This is a genomic window from Pelotomaculum propionicicum, assembly GCF_048984525.1.
GTDB lineage: Bacteria > Bacillota > Desulfotomaculia > Desulfotomaculales > Pelotomaculaceae > Syntrophopropionicum > Syntrophopropionicum propionicicum_A.
In genome coordinates, this window is the sequence record NZ_JBMGJC010000013.1 from 1 (window position 1) to 21057 (window position 21057).

Genomic DNA, 21057 nt, shown 5'->3' on the forward strand with positions numbered 1-21057 from the left:
TCATCATTTTAACAGAAAGCAGAAGGGTGTTGCTTTGCTTAAGCATTGAATCCCACCCGCATAGCGGGCGGTTTTTTGTTCTCCTGGCTAAAACCATGCCAGGAGAACTTACTGAAGTATAATAAATAAGGAGCGTTCACCCGCCCCTTACTGACAATAAACTGTATAAACTTTGCCTTCAAAACAAAGTTTTGAATAATCAGCTCAATGCCTGTTTCGACCAGTTTTTCAGGATCTGCGCTGCTAGAAGCCTGTATCCGCCCCAAATAATACCAGTCTCAACTTCCATTTCTTTAACGGTACCGAGCCCGTGAAACTCTTCAATGTCGCAGGCCCACTCCCTGTTCCAGTCTTGAATTATTACCGGTGTGATTTCCAGGTGAAACTGCAGGGCAAGGACGCGTGGACCGTAAGAAAAGGCCTGGTTGGCGCAGTCAACCGTGGACGCCAGGAGGGAGGCGCCGCCGGGCAGGGCGAAGGTGTCGCTATGCCAGTGGAATACCGGAAACTCACCTGGCAAATCCATAAAAAAGGGCGACTGGATGCCTGCCGCTGTCAGGCGCATACCATACCAGCCGATTTCCGGCACCGGGTTGCGAGTGACGGGTGCGCCAAGAGCCTTGGCTACCAACTGCCCGCCCAAGCAGGCGCCCAGAACAGGCAGATCTTTATCGACAGCTTCTTTGATAAGCCGGTCAACCTGTTTTAAATAAGGATATTTTTCTTCTTCATAAACATTCATCGGGCCGCCCAGTATAATCAGGGCGTTGAAGCCGGTTAAACCGCCGGGCAAAATAGAACCCTGCTGATCCATTATCCGTATATCAAGGCGCCAACCCGCCGTTTCCAGCTCGTCCTTTATGAGCCCGGGCCCGCAAATATCCACGGGCTGCACCACTAAAGCTTTCAACAACAACCCACCTTCAAGTTAAATCAATCATAAGATTACCGGCCAAACATCAATTATAATTTTAATATTAACACATATTTAATCCTTCTATGTTAACTTTGCAAGAACATATCAATTTTTTAAAATGAAACCAGTAAATAAAAAGGCGTATTCTTTTTAAACCGCAACTTGCTGGAACCGGTAACACCGGCGCTACATATTTCTTAATGTCCTGGCTAATAATACAAAAAAAACAAAAAGAGGTGTATCATATGGCGTTACTGGGAAACCCATTTGTGGCAAATGTCCCCCGGCAACTGTTAGCTGAGGAACTGGTGCAGGCACTCCGGGTTGACCTGGCGGGTGAACTGGAAGCTATAATCGGCTACGAGGCGCACGCGATGGCGACGACAGACGAAAGGGTGAAAAAAGTTCTCTACCACATCGCGGACGAGGAAAGGCAGCATGTGGGCGAGCTGCAACAGCTTATATATATGTTAAACCCGAACGAACAGAAGCAGGTGGAAAAGGGTAAACAGGAGGTGGTCCAGCAACAGTCGCAGAGTTTCCAGGCTCCCATGCAGTGAGAAAGCGGGCCGGTGATAAATCTCCGGCCCGCTTGATTCTGTTACAAGCTAAAAGGCTTTTCCATTTTCCTGTGCTTGAAGGTCTTTACCCTGCTGGCGTATTCCGCCACGGTCTGACCGTTCCCGATCAAAATATATTTGTAAATGACCAGGCCGTCCAGGCCGACCGGCCCGCGCGCGTGGATCTTGCTTGTGCTTATCCCCACTTCCGCCCCCAGACCGTAGCGGAATCCGTCGCTGAACCGGGTGGAACAGTTCCAGAACACGTTGCCCGAGTCAACCAGGGAGATAAACCGCGCCGCTTTATCCCGGCTGGTGGTAATGATGCTGTCCGTGTGGCCCGAGCCGAAATGGTTGATGTGGCTGATCGCCTCATCGACATCACTGACCACCTTGACCGACAGCTTGTAGTCCAGGTATTCCGTCTTCCAGTCCTCTTCAGTGGCTGGAGACGCGGGGATAATCTCGCGGGTCCTGGGACAGCCTGCTATTACCACATGTTTTTTGTCAAGTGCTTCCTTCAGAACCGGCAGGTAGCGGGCGGCCGCCTTTTCATGGACCAGCAGGGTTTCGGCAGCGTTGCACACGGCTACATACTGGGTTTTGGAGTCCACTACTATTTTTACCGCCATGTCGGGTTCGAATTCTTCATCGACATAACAGTGGCATATACCGTCCGCGTGCCCCATAACCGGGATCCTTGAATTGTCCATGATGTACCTTACAAACTCATTAGAACCCCTTGGTATGATCAGGTCGATGAATTCGTCCAGTTTCAGCATCTCACTGACCTGCGCCCTGGTCTCCATAAGTTTGAGCCAGTTGGCAGGCACTCCCGCTTTTTCCGTGGCCCTGATAATGACGTCGGCCAGGATGCGGTTTGTTTCCATAGCTTCGGAGCCGCCTTTCAGCAGCACGCCGTTGCCGCTTTTCAGGCAGAGGGTGGAAATCTGCACCAGGGCGTCGGGCCTGGATTCAAATATCACGCCGATTACCCCGATCGGACAGGTGACCCTGAACAATTCCAGACTATCGTCCAGCTTCGTTGAAAGGAGCGTCCTGCCTACTGGATCTTCCAGGCCAATCAGGCTCTGTATTCCCTCAACCACATCCGCTATCTTGGTTTCATCGAACTTCAGCCTTTTCAACAGGGGCTCGGCCAGTTTTTCTCTTTCGCTCCTGGCCAGGTCCTCCTGGTTGGCCTTGATTATTTCAGCCTGGCGTTCAACCAAAGATACGGCTATCTGATTTAATGCCCTGTTTTTCTGTTCCGCGCTCATGGCCGCCAGCTCAATAGACGCGTCCTTAACCTGGCGGGCAAATTCGTTTATACCCATATGACACCTCCGCCCTTCCATGAATATCAAAATACAAATTATGGCCGTCACAGCCTGCCGCCGGGATTTAGTACATTATTTGTTTATGTTTATATTATTCTAAGCCCACGCTGGTTAAATTTCAACTGCAGGTTACGACTGGCCTTTAAAACAGGGGCTTTGGTTTAATTCAGAATGGTATACCCGCTCATCTCCGGGGCGGGAGCAGCTCAGATCCTAGTTTCGCCGGCGTGCCGTTAGCGCAGGACTCTTTTTTGATGAAGGCAGCCCCAGCAGGTAAACAAGGAGCCCGCCCAGAGGCGCCAGGGAGGCTGTAACAAACAGCGGCCCGAAGCCAAAATATTGCCCGACATAGCCCATGACTGCCGGCCCGAGGAACTGGCCGCCGTCAACCGAAGTTGAAAATATGCCGAGGGCGGTAGACCTGTTCTCAGGCAAAACCCGCTCCACCACTGTGGCGTTTAAGGTAGGATAGAGCAGCCCAAAGCCCGCCCCGTAAAAAAAGGCGCATAAAGCCAGGCCCAACGGCGTATGGACCAGAGGCAGGAACATCGTCCCCAGAGAGGTTATAACCAGGCAGGGCAAAATCACGGACTTCCTGCCGAATGAATCGGACAGACCGCCGCCAACGAACCTTACCGCTACTACTGTCGAAGCAGATACAAAAAAATACAAGCCCGAGTTATGGTATCCCCAGGTCAGGGTCTGCAGCGGCAGAAAAGCGTTAATGGTGCCGCTGACAAAAGTGCACGACGCGAATACAACTGTAGGCACCAGCACATTCCGTTCTTTTAAAACTCCCAGAAAAGGCTTCGGTTGGAGAAGCACTTTTTCCCGGGATTGCCCATCAATGTTTATTAACAAAATAATTACAGCCAGAGCTGACGCGGCCAGAAATATCATCTGCGCCGAAAAACTGAAATACCTACCCGCTGTTGTTCCTACCAGCGGAGCAATGCCAAGGGCGGCGTTGGCGGAGGTAAAATAAACGCCTGTGGCATGCGCCAGCCTTTCCCTGGGTACAGTGTCCGCCACCATGATTACAGCGGAAGTCATGAAGGTCGCCACTCCCATGCCGTGAAATATCCGGATCGCGGTCAGCAGGACAGTTGAGGTGGTAGTGAGATAAAGGGCGGGCGCTATGGCAAAAATGACCGAACCCAGTATCATCAGGCTTTTCCCGGAATAGGTTTTCAGCATTACCCCGACCACCGGGCGCAGGATAATGGAAGCGGCAAAGAACGCCCCTATGATGATGCCTATTTCTGCTTTACTTTTGCCTATCCCCTCAAAATAGACAGGCATTACCGGGATTAGGTAATAAAAAGAAAAACTAAATATGAATGTGCTGATAAAACATATGATGAAGTTTTTTGTATATATACCCTGTTTACTCATTATTCATGCCCATCATGTTAGTCAACCCTCTTATAATAAACTTAAACTCCTATATTTGCAATTAATATACCGGATAGAGAAAACACCTCCGGCCCCTTATTGTTTAAATTGACTATACCATGTAAAATTAAATACAGGTTATTCTTTAGTATAATTATCCATGGTTAAGAGAGGTAACAATGAACAAGGCTTTAATCTATGTATTTGAAAGCCGCCCCCAGTTCATCATCCTGTCCGTTGCGTGTGTGCTGGTTGGCGCAGGCTCCGCATACTGGAAGGCGGGGAGCATCAACCTTATTTACCTGGCGCTGGCCCTGGTGGGGGCTATGTCAGCTCACGCTTCAGTCAACATTTTGAACGATTACAGTGACTATAAAAGCGGGCTTGACGATATGACTCCTAAAACTCCTTTCAGCGGCGGCAGCGGCATTCTGCCTAAAAAACTGATGTCGCCCAGGGCAGCTCTATACTACGGGCTGGCCACTTTGAGCGTTACCGTGGTCATCGGTTTGTTTTTAGTATACGCGCGGGGATGGGAGCTGCTGCTGGTCGGCATCCCGGGAGTATTGATGATAGTCTTATACACAGATTACATCACCCGTTCACCCATGCTCTGCCTGCTTGCTCCCGGGCTGGCGTTCGGGCCCTGTATCGTCCTGGGCACATACTTTGTGCTGCAGGGTTATTATGACATTACCGCCCTGGCCGTATCTCTTATTCCGTTCTTTTTTGTCAGCAACCTGCTTCTGCTCAATCAATTTCCGGATATTGAAGCTGACCGCAAGGTAGGGCGCAGGCACCTGCTGACCCTGGCAGCGCCGAGGAATAACACTTACATTTATGCCGTATTGATCACCGGGGCCTTTTTGGTGCTGATCGCCAGTGTCTATTTTAAATTACTGCCGCTTTTAACCCTGATCGGTCTCGTCAGCCTGCCGCTGGCGGTAACAACCATCGTAGGCGTGATTAAAAACTGCGAAAACATCCCCTCTTTAATACCATACCTTGGCAGAAACGTTATTGTCATCCTTTCCACGCTGTTTCTGGTGGCGCTGGGCCTGTTCGTTTCATAGCCTGCCAGGGAAAAATCAAAAAAAGCGTGTCAAGAGAACCGTCCCCTTGACACGAAATCAATTATAAAACAGCTGGACCCCTTCATTGAAGGAGCCCAGCAAAACGGTTTTATTTATTCCATCTGTCTACTTGACAGGGAGCAGTTCAGTTCTTCTGACACGCTTTGCTTTACTTTCTTTACCAGCTGCCTCCGCCGCCACCGCCAAAGCCGCCGCCGGAAAACCCGCCGCCGCCACCGAAACCTCCGCTGCCGCTGCCCCTGGGCGCCGAGAACATCGCGGACCCGACACTTGACGCCATCGAACCTACCGAGCTGCTGAAAACATGGGCGTTGAACATTCCGACCCCGAAAGGCGAAACGTACCATTCCGGCTGTTCCTGGTAAATACCTTCAAATGCCTTTGACCAGTTGTCCGCTACTCCGAGCGCCATGGCATATGGCAGGAACCTTGAAAAGAGGGTGCTGTCCCCCATTCTTTCCAGCCTGTCTTTTTCCGCCCGGTTTAAAAATTCACGGAATCCCAGGACTTCCATATGCGCAGCGGCGCCGGCCCTCGTTTTCGCGGGCATCGCCCCGGCAAAGGCGCATATGCCCACACCTGTCAGGGCAGCTGCCAATAAAACCGGTCCGGCGGGGTAATACGAATTAATTACTTTCTGCAGGTACATTCCAACCAGCAGGACCAGGAGGAAAGACAATACTCCCACAACATAATAGTAACTTTTAACAGTCTCGGGGTTTCTGCCAAAATACTTTTTGCTAACGAGCTCTTTGTTCAGAGCATCTCTTAAACCTGGCAGGTGCTTGTAAAAACTGTTTTTCATATCGGACACAAGTATGCTGGGCTTCCCTGAAAAAACGCGGTCCATCAGCAGGCTTTCAAAGACGCTGAGGTCCGTGCCGGGCTCCTTGACCTTGACCAGGTTATAGTCCCTCGATTTAAAAACCAGGACGTCTTTATTAATTTCTTCTATTTTAATATATCCTTTTACCGCCAGCCCTACAATTGAAGATGTTATGTCCTTCTGGTCAATCCTTTCGTCTATGATAGTACCGACCTCAGCTGGTGAGAGCGGTAAGCCGTTGGCCTTCGGGGGCTCGTACATCACAGCGACGGAATCCCTTACTTTGGGGTCCCTGCCTGTCCTGTACCACAGGCCTGTCATTAACAACACCGCAATAATGGGGAAGATGAAAACCCAATTTTCTCTGAAGTTAATTTTCCATAGAAAAATTTGCAGCGCCGAGGGAGGCGATACCAGGCCCTTATCCCACCCGAATACTATGGTCAGGCCCTCACCCGTATTCAAGCTTCTTGTGCTGTAAAATTTCCCGCTGTTATTGACGGCTTCATACCCGCCCTGCTCATCGGAACCGAAAAGGCCGTTATAGCTTACCGCTTTAAGTACCTTGCTCTGGCCCTTTACCGCCAGAGCAACGACAGCCGAAGCTTTTTTAATAGGCGCGTTCCAATAATTGCCTGTAACGTTCCAGTAAAGCTGGTCATGGTCCTCCAGGAATAATAAGGCATTTTCCACCTTGTAGGTGATTACGTATGTCTGGGCTCCGCTCACGTATTTTTTTGCATCACCTATTTTTATATTTATGATGTTGCCGTTCTTATTTACCTGGTACTTCCACGCGGCGCCGGTCTGGTTTCTGACTGATACCACCTTTAGCGGTGTTATGACGGCGCCGCCAAGGTCGTCTTTAAACTTGTAAGGTATTTCCCTGTAAATGCCGTGTTTGGACACCGGGAAATATACATCAATCGTTTCCCTGACCATGATCGATGAATCTTCGCTGACTGTTATTTCAGAGCTGAAATTGGTGATAGTATAGTCCTGGGCGTAGGCCATTGATGGCAGCATAACCAGCAGCAGTACAAAACCCAATATATAAGAAATTTTTTTCATTAAAAGCTCACCTTCACAGGCTTTCTCTCGGCTTCAGGCTCCCCGAGCTCAAAGAACTCCGCCTGCTTGAAATTAAACATTGACGCGACGATATTTGAAGGTACTGACTCAATAGTTATGTTATAGTCGCGCACAACCGCGTTATAATACCTTCTGGCATACTCGATATTGTTTTCCAGCTCCTGCAGCTGGTTCTGGAGCTGTGTAAAATTGGCGCTGGCCTTCAGTTCCGGGTAAGCCTCGGCCACCGCAAAAAGGCTTTTCAAGGTCTCGCCAAGAATATTTTCAGCCCTGGCCTTATCAGCGGGAGAAGACGACTGCATGGCCGTCGACCTCGCCTGGGTCACCTTCTCAAACACGGATTTTTCATGAACAGCGTAACCTTTAACAGTCTCTACCAGGTTGGGCACCAGGTCATACCTCTTTTTGAGCTGGACATCGATGTCGGACCACGAGGACTTAACGGTATTCCTGAGACGGATGAGCTTGTTGTATATTGCAATCAAGACAAATATGAGTACTACAACGGCTGCGATTGTGATATACAGCGTCATTATCCATTCCTCCTTTTAGAATTATATCGTTATATATAAACCATTACTTAATACAAACATTCGATTAATGAGGCAATCTTCCTCTTTTACGGCTCGTGCTTTGCTTTGTGAAAAAGCTCACAATATGTAAGGTTTACCCCATACCTGATAAAAGCAACAGGGCAAATTATAAAAAGCTTTGCTCATAAATCAGTTTTTTACAGGTGGAGAACTATTTCAGTCCTTATCGCGTCTATATATATAAGGGCATTAAATGAATTACATGGAGGTGCTTGGAGTGAAAAAGATATCTTTCCTTATTATGTTTATTTTGTTGTCCTGCCTTGCGGCAGCGCCAGCATGGGCAGAGACTGAACCGTCAGCCCCTTCCGGACTTGCGGCCAGCGCCGTTTCATCTTCAGAGATCGAATTGACCTGGGAAGACAACTCAGACAATGAAACAGGTTTTATAATTGAAAGAAAGAAATCAGGCAGCGCCTATACCCGGGTTGCAGAAGTGGGCGAAGATAGTACAACCTATACCTGCAGCGGGCTTTCAGTAGACACGAAATATTATTTCAGGTTAAGGGCTTATAACGACACAGGAGATTCAGACTATTCCAACGAAGCCGGCGCCACCACGCTGGACGTCCCCCCCGACGCGCCTTCCCGGCTTGTAGCCGGCACTCTTTCCACATCGAAAATTAAATTAACCTGGGAGGACAATTCGGACAATGAGGTTGGTTTTAAGATTGAAAGAAAGAAGTCAGGCGGCAGCTATAGCCAGATCGCAGAAGTAGATGAAGGCGTTACGTCCTATACAAACAGCGGGCTGCCGGACAACACGGAATACTACTACCGGGTAAGGGCATACAACTACGCGGGAGACTCGCCATATTCAAATACAGTCAGCTCAACGACCGGGAATGTTCCTGACGCCCCTTCCGACCTGGAGGAGGAAGGTGTTACCTCCAGCAGTATTAAGTTAACCTGGGAGGACAACTCGGACGATGAGATTGGTTTTAAGATCGAAAGAAAGACTTCAGGCGGCGATTACATCCAAATCGGAGTTGTAGGTGAGGATATTACGACCATTACTAATTGGGGGCTGAAAAGCGACACTAAATACTACTACCGGGTAAGGGCGTATAACAAAATCGGTAACTCAGATTTTACTGATGCGGTTGCTGCTGAGACAGGAGTTTCTATAAAAGCTCCAACCGGCCTGAAGGCCGAAGCTGTTTCCTCCGCAAAAATTAAATTAACATGGGACGACAACTCCAAAAACGAATCGGGATTTAAAATTGAGCGGAGGAAGTCAGGAGGCGCATACTCGCAGATCGCAAAAGTTGACGACAACACTACCACCTATACCGACAGCGGTCTTTCCAGCGCCACGCGATATTATTACAGGGTGAGGGCTTATACAGACAACAGCAATTCATCGTATACCAACGAGGCTGCCGCGACAACAACCAGAGCGGAGACAATTATCAAGCTGGCAGTGGGAAAGACTTCTTATTATGTCGATAACCAGTCACAAACCATGGATACAGCGCCCATTATCAAAGACAGCAGGACCCTACTCCCGATCAGGTATGTGGCCGAAGCAATCGGGGCGAAAGTGGCATGGAATAACACAGAGCGCAAGGTAACCATCACTCTTAAGGGAACAACCATGGAACTCTGGATAGGAAAGAATTATGCCAGGGTAAACGGTGAATACAAGTTCATCGATTCTACAAACACCGCGGTGACCCCAATTATAATTGAGCCGGGCAGGACCATGCTGCCGCTGAGGTTCGTGTCTGAGAACCTGGGCGCAAAAGTGGACTGGAACTCCAGTAAAAGAGAGGTAACCGTAACTTATCCCGCGCCGTAAATCTTTACACCGCTAGATACTGCTTTAATTGAACGTCGTACCCAAATAACTGCTGGGGATTCATGGCAATAAAACTATTCTATAAAGACGGCAATCCATAATAAAGGTTGCCGTTTTTAATTTTGCATATAGTTAATGAAAGCCTGTTTTGGCGAAATATCCTTTTCACTTCCCAACCTTTTATTAAAAGAACGGCCGGTACCATGGGCCGCATTTTCCCTGCAAAAGTGGATTTTGACGTCATCCGATTTCCTTTTGTCGAATTATTTCTACTATTGTTTATATTTGAAATAATTAAAATTTTATCCAGTCTTTTGAAGGTATTATTAAGCATTATGTAGAAGTAATACCAATTACATCATAATTTACCACAAAGGAGGGGGTTGTTTGGAAAAAGCACCTACAGGTATTAATGGTTTTGATGATTTGCTGCTGGGTGGTATTGTCCGTGGGAACTCGGTCCTGATAGAAGGTATTCCCGGCGCGGGTAAAACCACTTTTGGCATTGAGTTTATCTACCGGGGCATTACCGAGTTCGGTGAGCCCGGTTTGATAGTTACCTGCGAAGAACTGCCCGAGTCAATATACCGCGACGCCCTCAACTTTGGCTGGGATCTCCGGGCGCTGGAAGAGGCTAATAAACTGCGTATACTTTGTACTTCCCCTGAAGTGCTGGCAGATTCGGAGGTGGACCTTATCGAAGAAGCCGCTCGTGAGGTCGGCGCCAGGCGGATCTTGGTAGACAGCATCAGCCACTTTCGAAGTATTCTCAACGACCATCTTTCAATGCGCAGGGTAATATATAGTTTTTGCAACGGCCTGCGCAGATTAAAATTGACCTCCTTTTTAGTAAAAGAGCGGGAAAACGAGAGCAACCGGGAATACGCCTTTGAGGAATACGTTGTTGACGCTATAATACGCCTTGAAAACAAGGATAGACCGGGACTGCGCCGCCATCGCGTACTGGAAATATGTAAAACAAGAGGACAGGAGCATATCCCGGGCAAACACACTTTTCGCATAACCAATAATGGCATCAAGGTACTATCCCTGACAGCCGGCTTCGATATTAACATTAAAGCACAACAAGGAAATGACCAGCTCTGTTCCGGCGTGTCCGGACTGGATGATTTATTACAGGGCGGAATGCCCCGTGGTATCAGTGTGGCAGTGGCCGGTGGATCCGGAACGGGTAAAACAGTATTGGGCCTGCAGTTTCTGGCCAAAGGCGCCATGGATTACGGGGAAAAGGGTGTTTTTCTTTCAATGGAGGAAACTCCTTCACAATTAATGGCCAATTCCCTGCGTTTCAACTGGGATCTGTCCTATCTTCAGGAACAAAGCCTGATTAAAGTCTTGTATAAACCTCTATCTACAATGGAAATTGATGAGACTATTATATGGCTTGGAGAAAAGACAAAAGCATTTGGAGCCCGCCGCCTGGTTATTGATTCAATTTACGGGTTTTTCTCCCGTATAGACAACGCCGCCGTCCTTCACGAAAAATTCTATTGTCTGGTCACCTATCTCAATAGCCTCAATTGCACCACTCTATTGATCAGCCCCGCATGGGAACTAGCCGACAGCGGAAAAGTGGAAGTAATTCACTCTGTAGTCCAGGGGACCATATTGCTCAAGTCAGTACTGCTGAAAAACCGCAGGGTACGGCAGCTTGAAATCTACAAGATGCGGGGAATCAACCATGCCATGGGCAATCATTTACTCGAAATCAACAATTCCGGTGTACAGGTATTCCCCAGGTTAGGAGGGTAGACACATGCATAGAGCCTATTTTGGAGTCGAAGGTTTGGATCGGAACCTGGAAAAAGGCTTGATGTACGGTTCCCAGGTCATGGTGGAAGGGGAATCCGGCATAGGTAAAACTGTGCTGGCGGGAGAGTTTATTAAAGAAGGCTTGCGCTGCGGCGACACCTGCATCTATGTAGCCTGCGATGAACCTCCCGCGGCGATGCGCGAGCACCTTTTAAGCTTTAAAGTTGGAACCGTTGCCTATGAAGAGTCGAGCAGGCTGATTTTTGTCGACGCCTATGAAGAAAGTGAGACTAAAGAAGTATACGCCCTTTCCGACCTGAGAAACCTGGACAAGTATTTTGCTCTGGAAACTGAGATCCTGCGCGGTTGTTCCGGCGAAAGGATAAGGCTGGTGGTCGACAGTTTGAGTACACTTTTCACATCGATAGACACCGCTGATATTCTGGATTTTCACCGCACCCGGATCAAGCGGCTCAGGAAAAGCGGGATCCTGGCCATGGATATATTCGTTAGCGGCGTTTTAGACGCCAAATTGATGACTATTAGCGGCCACCTCTATAATTTTATACTTAAAATGAATTTCAGCGGTTCCAGGTACAACCCTATGCGCATGATGCAAATCGGCAAGGTGAAAAGCCAGCAGTTCGTATCCTCCCGGCACGCTTTTACCATTAGTCCCGTTTATGGCATTCTGGTCTCTGCTGAAATGGGGGTGAATGAATGAATGTAAACGAATTCTCCAGAAAATTAATAAACTATATGCAGCTGAGCATGTGCAAGACTATGAAACAGCTCCCTTTCAGTGGCAGCCACTGGTTGGAGCAGTTCATGATGAGCACGGCTCAGTATGTCCTGGATGAAAGGCTGGATGAGCTGCATTTTGATTCGAAGAAACCGTCTGAGGCTTGCCGTACTTTTCTGAACTTTATGGACCTGGAGGGTTTTTTAAAGACCGGTGACTACAGCCTGGAAGATTCCGGGGACAGTCTGCTGGTAAAAGTTGATCGCGCTAATTGTGTCTACCGGGACTACTGCATGAGAGCTCCAATACTAGGGTTACCCCTCTACTGTGCCCGTCTAAGTTCATTCCAGGCAGTCTTAAAGCACGTTCTTGGCAAAGATTTTTCCGCCTCCATGGAGACAGATGAACATGGAACTTGCTGCGGCATGCTGTTTCCCGCCACACAGCCCAAAGAGGAAATAGTCACCCGGGAAGGACATATATTAAAGGTTGCCGGACGGAGGGCTATCCTGCTCCCGCAGGAAACATACGCCTCCCTGTTTATGTCGATAAAGGAACACGCTCCTCATGCTTTAAAACACGTACTTTATGATGCCGGCTTTCGGTCGGCTTTGAACCTCGCCCGCAAAACCAGGATTGTTAACCCCAACATTGAAGAGTGCTTGCAACTGCTTTTAGAAGTGATCAAAAATGACGGACTGGGTAATGTGGAGCTTATCTCCTTTAACCAAAGCGAGGGCAGGGCCAGGATCATATGCTACGATTCTTTTCAGGTATCTGTCGCAAATGAATACGGCAGCCTATACCGCTCTCCCCAGGTCACTTGTGACCTGCTAAGAGGAATATTTGCGGCTTACTTCAGTGTTTTACTTGATAGAGAGGTTATTTGTGAAGAAATGAGCTGTCAGTCAGTAAAGGGTAATTACTGTGAGTTTCTGACAATGCCCCTTCCTAAAAACATTTGGAAGGAGGAGCCTAGTGGAGGAAAAATTTAGTGAATTGCTGGACTCCATCCAGCAATCGGTCATCCGGATTGAGCTGCTTGCCTTTCTTCAAGCAAACCCGTATACACGGGACACGGCAGCTGGTTTTTCTCTCCGCCTGCACCGTCCCTGTCATCAGTTGGAACCGGCTCTACAAGCTCTCAGTGCTCTAGGGATCCTGGAAATGGGCGGTACCAACAAGGTTACAATTTACCGGCTGCGCAGCGCCGACTTGATCAGCAAATTTTTCAAGGAACATTGCGGAGAAGATAAAACTTAACCACCTTACATATACGATGACTGTATTATGTGCTTTTAGGAAGGTGTTTGTATGATAGAGTATATGGAAGACTGGTTCCGGCTGGCGGTAGACCATTTGCCTGTAGGGATCATCGCTATTGACCGGGAGGGCCGTATACAAATATTAAACCGTTTACTGGCCAAATTGACCGGCCTGGAAGCTGAAAACGTTTTAGGCGAGCCATTTCTCAAATTATTTGACGGCCAGAGTTCGGGCTCAAACAAGTTGCTGCAAACACTTGCCACTGGCAGGGAATATCAAAGCCTGAAACCTGAGTCCGTAATTCCTGTTAACGCCGTAACCAATTTGGTCTCAAACATATATGCCGTGAAAAACAAGAGCGGTACAACGGTGGGCGCCGTAGCTGTATTCACACCTGAGCGAAGGCTGCAAGAATTGGAGAAAACGATCATTAAAGTGGAAAAGCTGGCCATACTAGGTCAGCTGGCCACAGAAATGATCCACGAAATAAGGAACCCGCTTACGGCTATTAGCGGTCTTATGCAATTATTACAACAGCATTTAAAGGGAACCCCCAAGGAAGAATACGTAACCATCATATTGGCTGAACTGAAACATCTTAACAGTTTTATTACAGATTTCCTGCTGATGGCCAGACCGGGTTATTGTAAACCTACACAGTGTTCCATTAACCAGCTTATAAAGGAAGTAGTCGCGCTTGTGGAATGCGAAGCATCTATTCGCAATCTGATCATTAACCTGGGAATTGAGAAAAATTTGCCAATTGTCAATGCGGACAGGGGGCAGTTAAAACAGGTATTTCTAAACATCACCAGAAATGCTTTCGAAGCCCTGCCTGTCGGAGGGGAACTTTTCATTCAGGCCTCAAGCGACCGGCAGCAGGGAGTCGTGCGGATAGTGTTCAGAGACACAGGTACCGGTATTGATAAACAGACTTTGGCCAATATGTTCAACCCGTTTTTTACAACCAAAGAAAGTGGTACAGGTCTGGGCATGTTTATCAGTAAAAAAATAATCGATAATCATGGCGGCCATATCGAAATTCAGAGTGAACCGCCAAGCGGCACTACAGTTACAGTAACGCTGCCGGTCGCCTAGTTGCTGCAAAAAGCACGTTAACTATAAACGTGCCTCTTAGTATGCGATTAAAAATTCTTTGGTTAACCTGGCTCTAAGAAGTTTTTTTACCCTATTGATTTTTTAAATTTGTATTCTTCCCCACTTTAACATAACGTCATGTATGGATTGGACTGGCTCAGGGTGGCTCAAAACTCCCCGCATAGATATAAGTCTGCGGGCCGCACCTGACAAGGTCAATTAAAAACCGAAGAGATAGTCTAAAATATAAAAAAGGCGAGCAGCCTTGTCTAAAGTTGTTCGCCTTTTTTCTGAAAGCATTATACAACTTAGTCCTCCACAGTAATATCCGCGTGATATTCCTGCAGTGATTTTATGCTGCCTTTTTTAGAGCCGTTTTCCTTATATGCCGCGATACCCCTGGCGCTGGCCCGGGCCGCCGCCAGGGTGGTGATATACGGGACTTTGTTTCTAATGGCGGTCTTGCGGATATATGAGTCATCATGCTGGCTTCGTTTCCCCGAAGGGGTGTTGATCACCAGGTTTATCTCATTATTGGTAATGCCGTCAACTATGTTGGGACGGCCCTCAAATAATTTTTTTATCTCTTCAGATTCAATCCCGTTTTCTTTCAAAAACCTGTGCGTCCCTGCTGTCGCCTTGATCTTAAAACCGAGCTTGGCGAACTCCCCGGCCGTTTCCAGCACGGCCGGCTTATCCTGGTCGGGTACGCTGAGCAGGACTGTGCCGGATGTGGGCAGGGAAGTCTGGGTGGCTTCCTGAGCCTTGAAGTAGGCCAGGCCAAAGCAGTCGGCAATACCCAGCACTTCACCGGTGGAACGCATCTCAGGTCCCAGCACCGGGTCGACTTCCTGGAACATATTAAACGGGAAGACAGCCTCTTTTACCCCGTAATGCGGGATTTTTTTGGCGACCAGGCTTTTGACGGAGATATTTTTACCGGTTTCGGCCGCCAGCATTATTTCCGTGGCAATCCTGGCCATCGAAACGCTGCAGACTTTAGAAACCAGGGGTACGGTCCTTGAGGCCCGCGGGTTGGCTTCCAGCACGTATACCCGGTCATCGGCGATGGCGTACTGCATATTCATCAGCCCCACCACGTTAAGTTCCCTGGCTATCTTTTTGGTATATTCCACAATGGTTTCTATATGCCGGTCAGGAATGCTGATCGGCGGGATCACGCAGGCCGAGTCCCCGGAGTGGATGCCCGCCAGTTCGATATGCTCCATAACCGCCGGCACAAAAGCGTCAGACCCGTCGGCGATGGCGTCAGCCTCCGCTTCTATCGCGTCTGTCAGGAACCTGTCGATCAGGATCGGCCTTTCCGGCGTGACCCCGACTGCGGCAGCCACGTACCGGCGCAGCATCTCCTCGTCGTAAACTACTTCCATGCCGCGGCCGCCCAGGACATATGAGGGTCGGACCATCAAAGGATAGCCAATACGGTTGGCGATAGCCAGGGCTTCTTCAATATTCACCGCCATGCCGGATTCCGGCATGGGGATACCAAGCTGGTCCATGATCTGGCGGAATCGGTCGCGGTCTTCAGCCAGGTCGATTGTTTCAGGTGTGGTACCTAGGATTTTCACACCGGCTTTTTCCAGTTCAGCGGCGATATTCAGGGGGGTCTGCCCTCCGAACTGGACAATTACCCCCAGCGGCTTTTCTTTTTCGTAGATGCTCAGCACGTCTTCCACTGTCAGCGGTTCAAAGTACAGCTTGTCAGAGGTGTCATAGTCGGTGGAAACCGTTTCCGGGTTGCAGTTGACGATAATGGTCTCATAGCCCAGGTCGCGCAGGGCGAAAGCCGTATGCACGCAGCAGTAGTCAAACTCAATGCCCTGGCCGATCCGGTTCGGGCCACCGCCCAGGATCATTACCTTTTGCTTATCGCTGGACACAGTCTGGTCCGGCGCGTTGTAAGTGGAGAAATAGTAGGCCGCGTTTTCGACGCCGCTGACCGGTACGGCTTCCCAACCTTCAACCATTCCCAAAGCAATTCTAAGCCGACGAATTTCTGCTTCCGGCAGATTTAAAAGCATCGCCAAATAGCGGTCGGCAAAACCGTCTTTTTTCGCCTGGATTAGCAGTTCATCCGGCAGGCGCTTATTCTTATAACTCATGATTTCTTCTTCCAGCAGGACAAGCTCCTTCATCTGCCGGATAAACCACGGCTTGATGTGGGTCAGGCGGTAAAGGTGCTCAATATCAGCTCCTTTGCGCAAGGCCTCATACATGATAAACTGGCGCTCACTTGACGGCTCTGCCAGCATAGCCAGCAGTTCATCCAAGGAGCGGCGGTTGAAGTCTTTGGCGAAACCCAAACCGTAACGGCCAGTCTCCAGGGAGCGGATGGCTTTCTGAAAAGCTTCTTTATAGTTTTTGCCGATGCTCATCACTTCGCCGACGGCGCGCATCTGCGTCCCCAGCTTGTCCAGGGAGCCGGGGAACTTTTCAAACGCCCAGCGGGCGAACTTTATGACGACGTATTCACCGGAGGGGGTATATTTGTCCAGGGTCCCGTCCCTCCAGTAAGGGATTTCGTCCAGGGTCAGGCCGGCTGCCAGCATGGAAGAGATCAGAGCGATGGGAAATCCGGTGGCCTTGGAAGCCAGGGCCGACGAACGGGAGGTGCGGGGGTTAATTTCTATGATTACCACCCGGCCTGTTTTTGGATCGTGGGCAAACTGGACATTTGTCCCGCCAATGACTTCGATAGCTTCCACAACATCGTAGGAATATTTTTGCAGCCGCTGCTGCAGCCCGGGATCGATTGTCAGCATCGGCGCCGAGCAGTAGGAATCTCCGGTGTGCACACCCATGGCATCGATGTTTTCAATAAAGCAAACGGTAATCTTCTGGTTTTTTGCGTCCCGGACCACTTCCAGCTCCAGCTCTTCCCAGCCCAGTACCGATTCCTCAATCAGGATCTGTCCCACCAGGCTGGCGGCAATACCGCGGCTGGCAACAGTCCTCAGCTCTTCAACGTTGTAGACCAGTCCGCCGCCGGTCCCTCCCATGGTGTAAGCGGGACGGATAACGACCGGATAACCGAGCTCAAGGGCAATATTCTCAGCTTCTTCCACGCTGTAGGCCGGTTCGCTGCGGGGCATATCAATGCCCAGCTTGTTCATGGTCTCTTTGAAGGCGATGCGGTCTTCCCCGCGTTCGATGGCGTCTATCTGCACCCCGATAACCTTGACCCCGTATTTATCCAGGACGCCGGCCTTGTAAAGCTCGGAACTCAAATTAAGACCTGACTGGCCGCCTAAATTCGGTAGCAGCGCGTCAGGCCTTTCTTTAGCAATGATATCTGTCAGGCTTTTTAAATTGAGCGGTTCAATGTAGGTTACATCAGCAATACCTGGGTCAGTCATAATCGTGGCCGGGTTGGAATTGACCAGGACTATCTGGTACCCAAGTTTTCGCAGGGCTTTGCAGGCCTGGGTGCCGGAATAGTCAAATTCACAAGCCTGCCCGATAACAATCGGCCCTGACCCAATGATCAGGATCTTGTTGATGTCGGTTCTTTTTGGCATATCCATCCTCCCACTTCATATACAAAAAGTCGTCTCAAATAATATCTCTCGCCGTATTAAGTTTACTCAAAGAAAAATTATATCAAAAAATAATCAATTTGTAAGCAGTGTAATGCAATTTATTAATACTAAATATTGAGAACGCTAACCTTCTTTGTCATACCTGATTTACCGGTAAGCTGTATAAATTATTGCGCCACATACAAACTGAGCTCCCGGACTACCTATTTTTCCCACAACTGCTCTGTTCCATCTCAATACAAAAACACCCCTATTCCGTACTTAGAAGAGGAGTGTTAAAAAGTCCTGAAAACATACAAAAATTATTAAAGAGGTCTAATGCAAACCACGCCTCCACTCGATATTAATAAAGGGGAGGTACAACAATGTCCTGTATGAACTTTCCGATAATCCGGAAAAAAACTTGTTTTATATTACTAACACTGGTCCTGGCTCTGCTGACCCTTACCGCAGGCTGCCTGGATAGCAACAACAAGGGTGACATCGCCATAGGCGTGGCCTGGCCTTTTGAGTCCAACAACAGCATGTTTAGAGAGGGAGTTGAGCTGGCCGTCAAGGAAATTAACCAGGACGGCGGTATCAAGGGCCGGAAAATTCGACTGGTGATGAAGGACGACCAGTCCTCGGTGGCGGTAGGAATGGGCATAGCCCAATCGTTTGCCAAAGATCGGCAGGTGGCGGCAATTATCGGGCACAGGAATTCCTTTGTTTCGATTCCCGCCTCCAGAATCTACGAAGAAGCAGGGCTGGTTATGCTCTCACCGGCATCAACCGCGCCGGAGCTGACAAGAAAGGGCTATAAGTATGTTTTCCGCAATTTGCCCGGCGATGATGAAATTGCCAGGGAAATTACCCGTTTTTGCTCCCAGCAGGGCCAGAAACGGATGGTGGTTTATTATTCCGAGGATTCTTATGGAGTAGGCCTGGCCAATTCATTCGAAGACCACGCCAAAAAAGCTGGTATAAAAGTGGTTGACCGTATTTCATACTACGGCGACCTGAAGGACCTGGAAAGACTGCACAATAAGTGGAAGGCCCTGGACTTCGACGGTATCTTTATTGCCAGCGGCATGCCTGCAGGCGCCGAATTCATAGCCGACTGCGGCCGGGCGGGTATTTCCGTCCGGTATTACGCGGGTAATGCCTTAGACTCTCCCCTGCTGCCCGAGATAGGCGGCCAAGCCGCGGAGGGGACCGTGGTAGGCACTATTTTTAACCCGGCCGACACCAGGGAGGAAGTTACAAGATTTATTGAAAGTTTTACCAGGGAGTATAATGAGCAGCCTGGCGCATATGCCGCCCAGGGTTACGACGCAGTTAAGCTTTTGGCCGCGGCCATTGAACAGGCCGGCGATTCAGATTCCGCAGCCTTGGCTGATCATCTGCGAGGACTGAAAAACTGGCCGGGGGTGACCGGCTGTCACTCCTTCGACCAAAACGGGGATGACATTGGGGAACTGGTGGTAATCAAGGTCCTGCGGGACGGAAAGTTATAGTTGCTAATAAGTTGCGCGGGAAGGACAGGAGCAAAGAGAAATTGCGGATCTTATGTAAAATTAATCCCAGCGTTTTTAAAGAGGGGGTGCGCGGTTGAGCAGTGGAATTTTCCGCAAGGTATCGCTGGAGAGACTCTCTTCCCCGGAACAGCTTGACCAGCTGGTTTCGGTAACAACTCCGAGGGCATGGTTTGCCCTGATAGCCATTGGCTGTATCCTGGCTACCACCCTTTTATGGAGCATTCTTGGCAGTGTGCCTACCAGGGTCAACGGGCAGGGCATTATTATTAAAAGTTATGGGGTCTACAATATAACTCATACCGAGGGCGGGCAAATTTCCGATGTAAGAGTTGCGGTGGGCGATGTTGTGAAAAGGGGCGACGTGGTAGCAAGGATCGATCAGCCTGATCTGGTTGAGCAGATTAACGACCTGAAGACCGAGTATGAGCATCTGAAAAAGCTCGAGTTGAACACCAACCCTGGCGAAGAAATCCTGGGGTCTGAGCTGGCCGGGCTGTACGACCTGAACAGGAGAATTAAAGAGGCCAGGTCGTCTATACCGTACGATGAGGCTAATTATACGAGCGCAGTCTCGGGAAGAGAGCATGAGATCGGGATGGCTGAAATCAGCCTGGAGCAGGCCATGATCAACGAAGAAAACAAGCAGGATTACGTGGACAAGCTTACCATACTGTATGAAAACAGCGTTATTTCTGAAAACGAAATGGCCAATGCCGCCAAAGACCTGGAGCTGGCCCGCCTGGCGACCCGCGCGGCAGAAGTGGAGCTTACCAAGCTGTCGGCGGGTGACTGGGAGGAAACCGTCATCACTTACAGGGCCAAGCTGCGGCAGGCGCAGCTGAACGTTCAGCTCCTGGAGGAGCAGTTCAACACTACTAAGGCCATGAAGATATCCGAAACAGAAAAGAAAATTAAAAAACTGCAGGATGAACTCAATCTGAAATCGGCAGTTGTTTCGCGGGTAGACGGCCGTGTACTGGAGGTGCAGGCCAGGAAAGGCGACATGACATCACCGGGGGCAAATCTGGTCAGCCTGGAGCGTATGGGAAATACGGTTAAACTGGAAGTTATTCTTTATGTAAAGGCAGAGGACGGCAAAAATATTACCCCTGGCATGGAAGCCCAGATCAGCCCGAGCACGGTCAAAAAAGAAGAGTATGGATTCATGCTCGGCAGAGTAGTCTCGGTTTCCGAGTATCCCGCCACCGCCCAGGGCATGATGATTTCCCTGGGAAGCAAGGAACTGGTGTCGAAGCTTTCAGGTGAGGGCGCGCCCCTGGAGGTGCGCATTGACGTGATTACAGACGAAAGCACCGTGAGCGGCTATAAGTGGTCTTCATCCAAGGGGCCGCCCCTGACAATAAACAGCGGCACACTTTGTGCCGGTACGGTGACAGTAAGAGAGATGCGGCCGATAAGAATGGTTATTCCAATGGTTAAAAAAGCCCTCTCAGTTAATTAATTGCATGGTGGATAGGGGTTAT

General features: G+C 49.2%; 16 protein-coding genes. 10 read left to right on the forward strand and 6 right to left on the reverse strand.

Features of this window, described 5'->3' with window-relative positions; genetic code table 11:
* Nucleotides 1–199: 199 nt before the first annotated feature.
* On the reverse strand, nt 200–910 hold the full coding sequence (locus ACOBQJ_RS13910; protein ID WP_421072371.1) for a type 1 glutamine amidotransferase: 711 nt from the start codon (nt 908–910) through the stop codon (nt 200–202).
* Nucleotides 911–1161: 251 nt separating this feature from the next.
* Here ACOBQJ_RS13910 and ACOBQJ_RS13915 point away from each other — a divergent pair, with 251 nt between their 5' ends.
* Nucleotides 1162–1476 carry a demethoxyubiquinone hydroxylase family protein gene (locus ACOBQJ_RS13915; RefSeq protein ID WP_421072372.1) on the forward strand — a complete coding sequence of 105 codons (315 nt, stop codon included), beginning with the start codon at nt 1162–1164 and terminating at the stop codon, nt 1474–1476.
* A gap of 41 nt (nt 1477–1517) precedes the next feature.
* Here the strand turns inward: ACOBQJ_RS13915 and ACOBQJ_RS13920 are convergent, their stop codons facing one another.
* Nucleotides 1518–2813, reverse strand: a complete 1296-nt coding sequence (locus tag ACOBQJ_RS13920) for a glutamate-5-semialdehyde dehydrogenase (protein ID WP_421072373.1) — start codon at nt 2811–2813, stop codon at nt 1518–1520.
* Between the two features lie 216 nt (nt 2814–3029).
* Nucleotides 3030–4211 carry an MFS transporter gene (locus ACOBQJ_RS13925; protein ID WP_421072374.1) on the reverse strand — a complete coding sequence of 394 codons (1182 nt, stop codon included), beginning with the start codon at nt 4209–4211 and terminating at the stop codon, nt 3030–3032.
* Nucleotides 4212–4390: 179 nt separating this feature from the next.
* On the opposite strand from ACOBQJ_RS13925, the gene ACOBQJ_RS13930 reads away from it, so the two are divergent.
* Complete coding sequence (locus tag ACOBQJ_RS13930) at nt 4391–5284, forward strand: prenyltransferase (protein ID WP_421072375.1); 894 nt, start codon at nt 4391–4393, stop codon at nt 5282–5284.
* 178 nt (nt 5285–5462) lie between these two features.
* Here ACOBQJ_RS13930 and ACOBQJ_RS13935 read toward each other — a convergent pair whose 3' ends face one another.
* Nucleotides 5463–7202 (reverse strand): DUF2207 domain-containing protein, encoded by a 1740-nt coding sequence (locus ACOBQJ_RS13935; RefSeq protein WP_421072376.1) that lies wholly within the window; start codon nt 7200–7202, stop codon nt 5463–5465.
* Nucleotides 7202–7756, reverse strand: a complete 555-nt coding sequence (locus ACOBQJ_RS13940) for a LemA family protein (protein ID WP_421072377.1) — start codon at nt 7754–7756, stop codon at nt 7202–7204. Before ACOBQJ_RS13940 ends, ACOBQJ_RS13935 begins: the two co-directional genes overlap by 1 nt.
* Nucleotides 7757–8033: 277 nt before the next feature.
* Between ACOBQJ_RS13940 and ACOBQJ_RS13945 the strand changes: the two genes are divergently transcribed.
* From ACOBQJ_RS13945 to ACOBQJ_RS13970, 6 genes are all read left to right on the forward strand, one after another.
* The gene (locus tag ACOBQJ_RS13945; protein ID WP_421072378.1) at nt 8034–9617 is read left to right on the forward strand and encodes a stalk domain-containing protein; all 1584 of its coding nucleotides are present in this window, start codon (nt 8034–8036) and stop codon (nt 9615–9617) included.
* 387 nt (nt 9618–10004) lie between these two features.
* Complete coding sequence (locus tag ACOBQJ_RS13950; RefSeq protein ID WP_421072379.1) at nt 10005–11390, forward strand: ATPase domain-containing protein; 1386 nt, start codon at nt 10005–10007, stop codon at nt 11388–11390.
* Between the two features lie 4 nt (nt 11391–11394).
* Nucleotides 11395–12114, forward strand: coding sequence for an RAD55 family ATPase (locus tag ACOBQJ_RS13955; RefSeq protein WP_421072380.1), 720 nt, complete (start codon nt 11395–11397; stop codon nt 12112–12114).
* Nucleotides 12111–13127, forward strand: coding sequence for a V4R domain-containing protein (locus tag ACOBQJ_RS13960; RefSeq protein WP_421072381.1), 1017 nt, complete (start codon nt 12111–12113; stop codon nt 13125–13127). Before ACOBQJ_RS13955 ends, ACOBQJ_RS13960 begins: the two co-directional genes overlap by 4 nt.
* Nucleotides 13111–13395 carry a hypothetical protein gene (locus ACOBQJ_RS13965; RefSeq protein ID WP_421072382.1) on the forward strand — a complete coding sequence of 95 codons (285 nt, stop codon included), beginning with the start codon at nt 13111–13113 and terminating at the stop codon, nt 13393–13395. Before ACOBQJ_RS13960 ends, ACOBQJ_RS13965 begins: the two co-directional genes overlap by 17 nt.
* Nucleotides 13396–13446: 51 nt before the next feature.
* The gene (locus ACOBQJ_RS13970; protein WP_421072383.1) at nt 13447–14496 is read left to right on the forward strand and encodes a two-component system sensor histidine kinase NtrB; all 1050 of its coding nucleotides are present in this window, start codon (nt 13447–13449) and stop codon (nt 14494–14496) included.
* Nucleotides 14497–14804: 308 nt separating this feature from the next.
* Here the strand turns inward: ACOBQJ_RS13970 and carB are convergent, their stop codons facing one another.
* The gene (gene carB / locus ACOBQJ_RS13975; protein ID WP_421072384.1) at nt 14805–18035 is read right to left on the reverse strand and encodes a carbamoyl-phosphate synthase large subunit; all 3231 of its coding nucleotides are present in this window, start codon (nt 18033–18035) and stop codon (nt 14805–14807) included.
* A gap of 386 nt (nt 18036–18421) precedes the next feature.
* Between carB and ACOBQJ_RS13980 the strand changes: the two genes are divergently transcribed.
* Nucleotides 18422–19552, forward strand: coding sequence for an ABC transporter substrate-binding protein (locus ACOBQJ_RS13980; RefSeq protein ID WP_421072385.1), 1131 nt, complete (start codon nt 18422–18424; stop codon nt 19550–19552).
* Nucleotides 19553–19646: 94 nt separating this feature from the next.
* Nucleotides 19647–21035, forward strand: coding sequence for an NHLP bacteriocin system secretion protein (locus ACOBQJ_RS13985; protein WP_421072386.1), 1389 nt, complete (start codon nt 19647–19649; stop codon nt 21033–21035).
* Nucleotides 21036–21057: the final 22 nt, after the last annotated feature.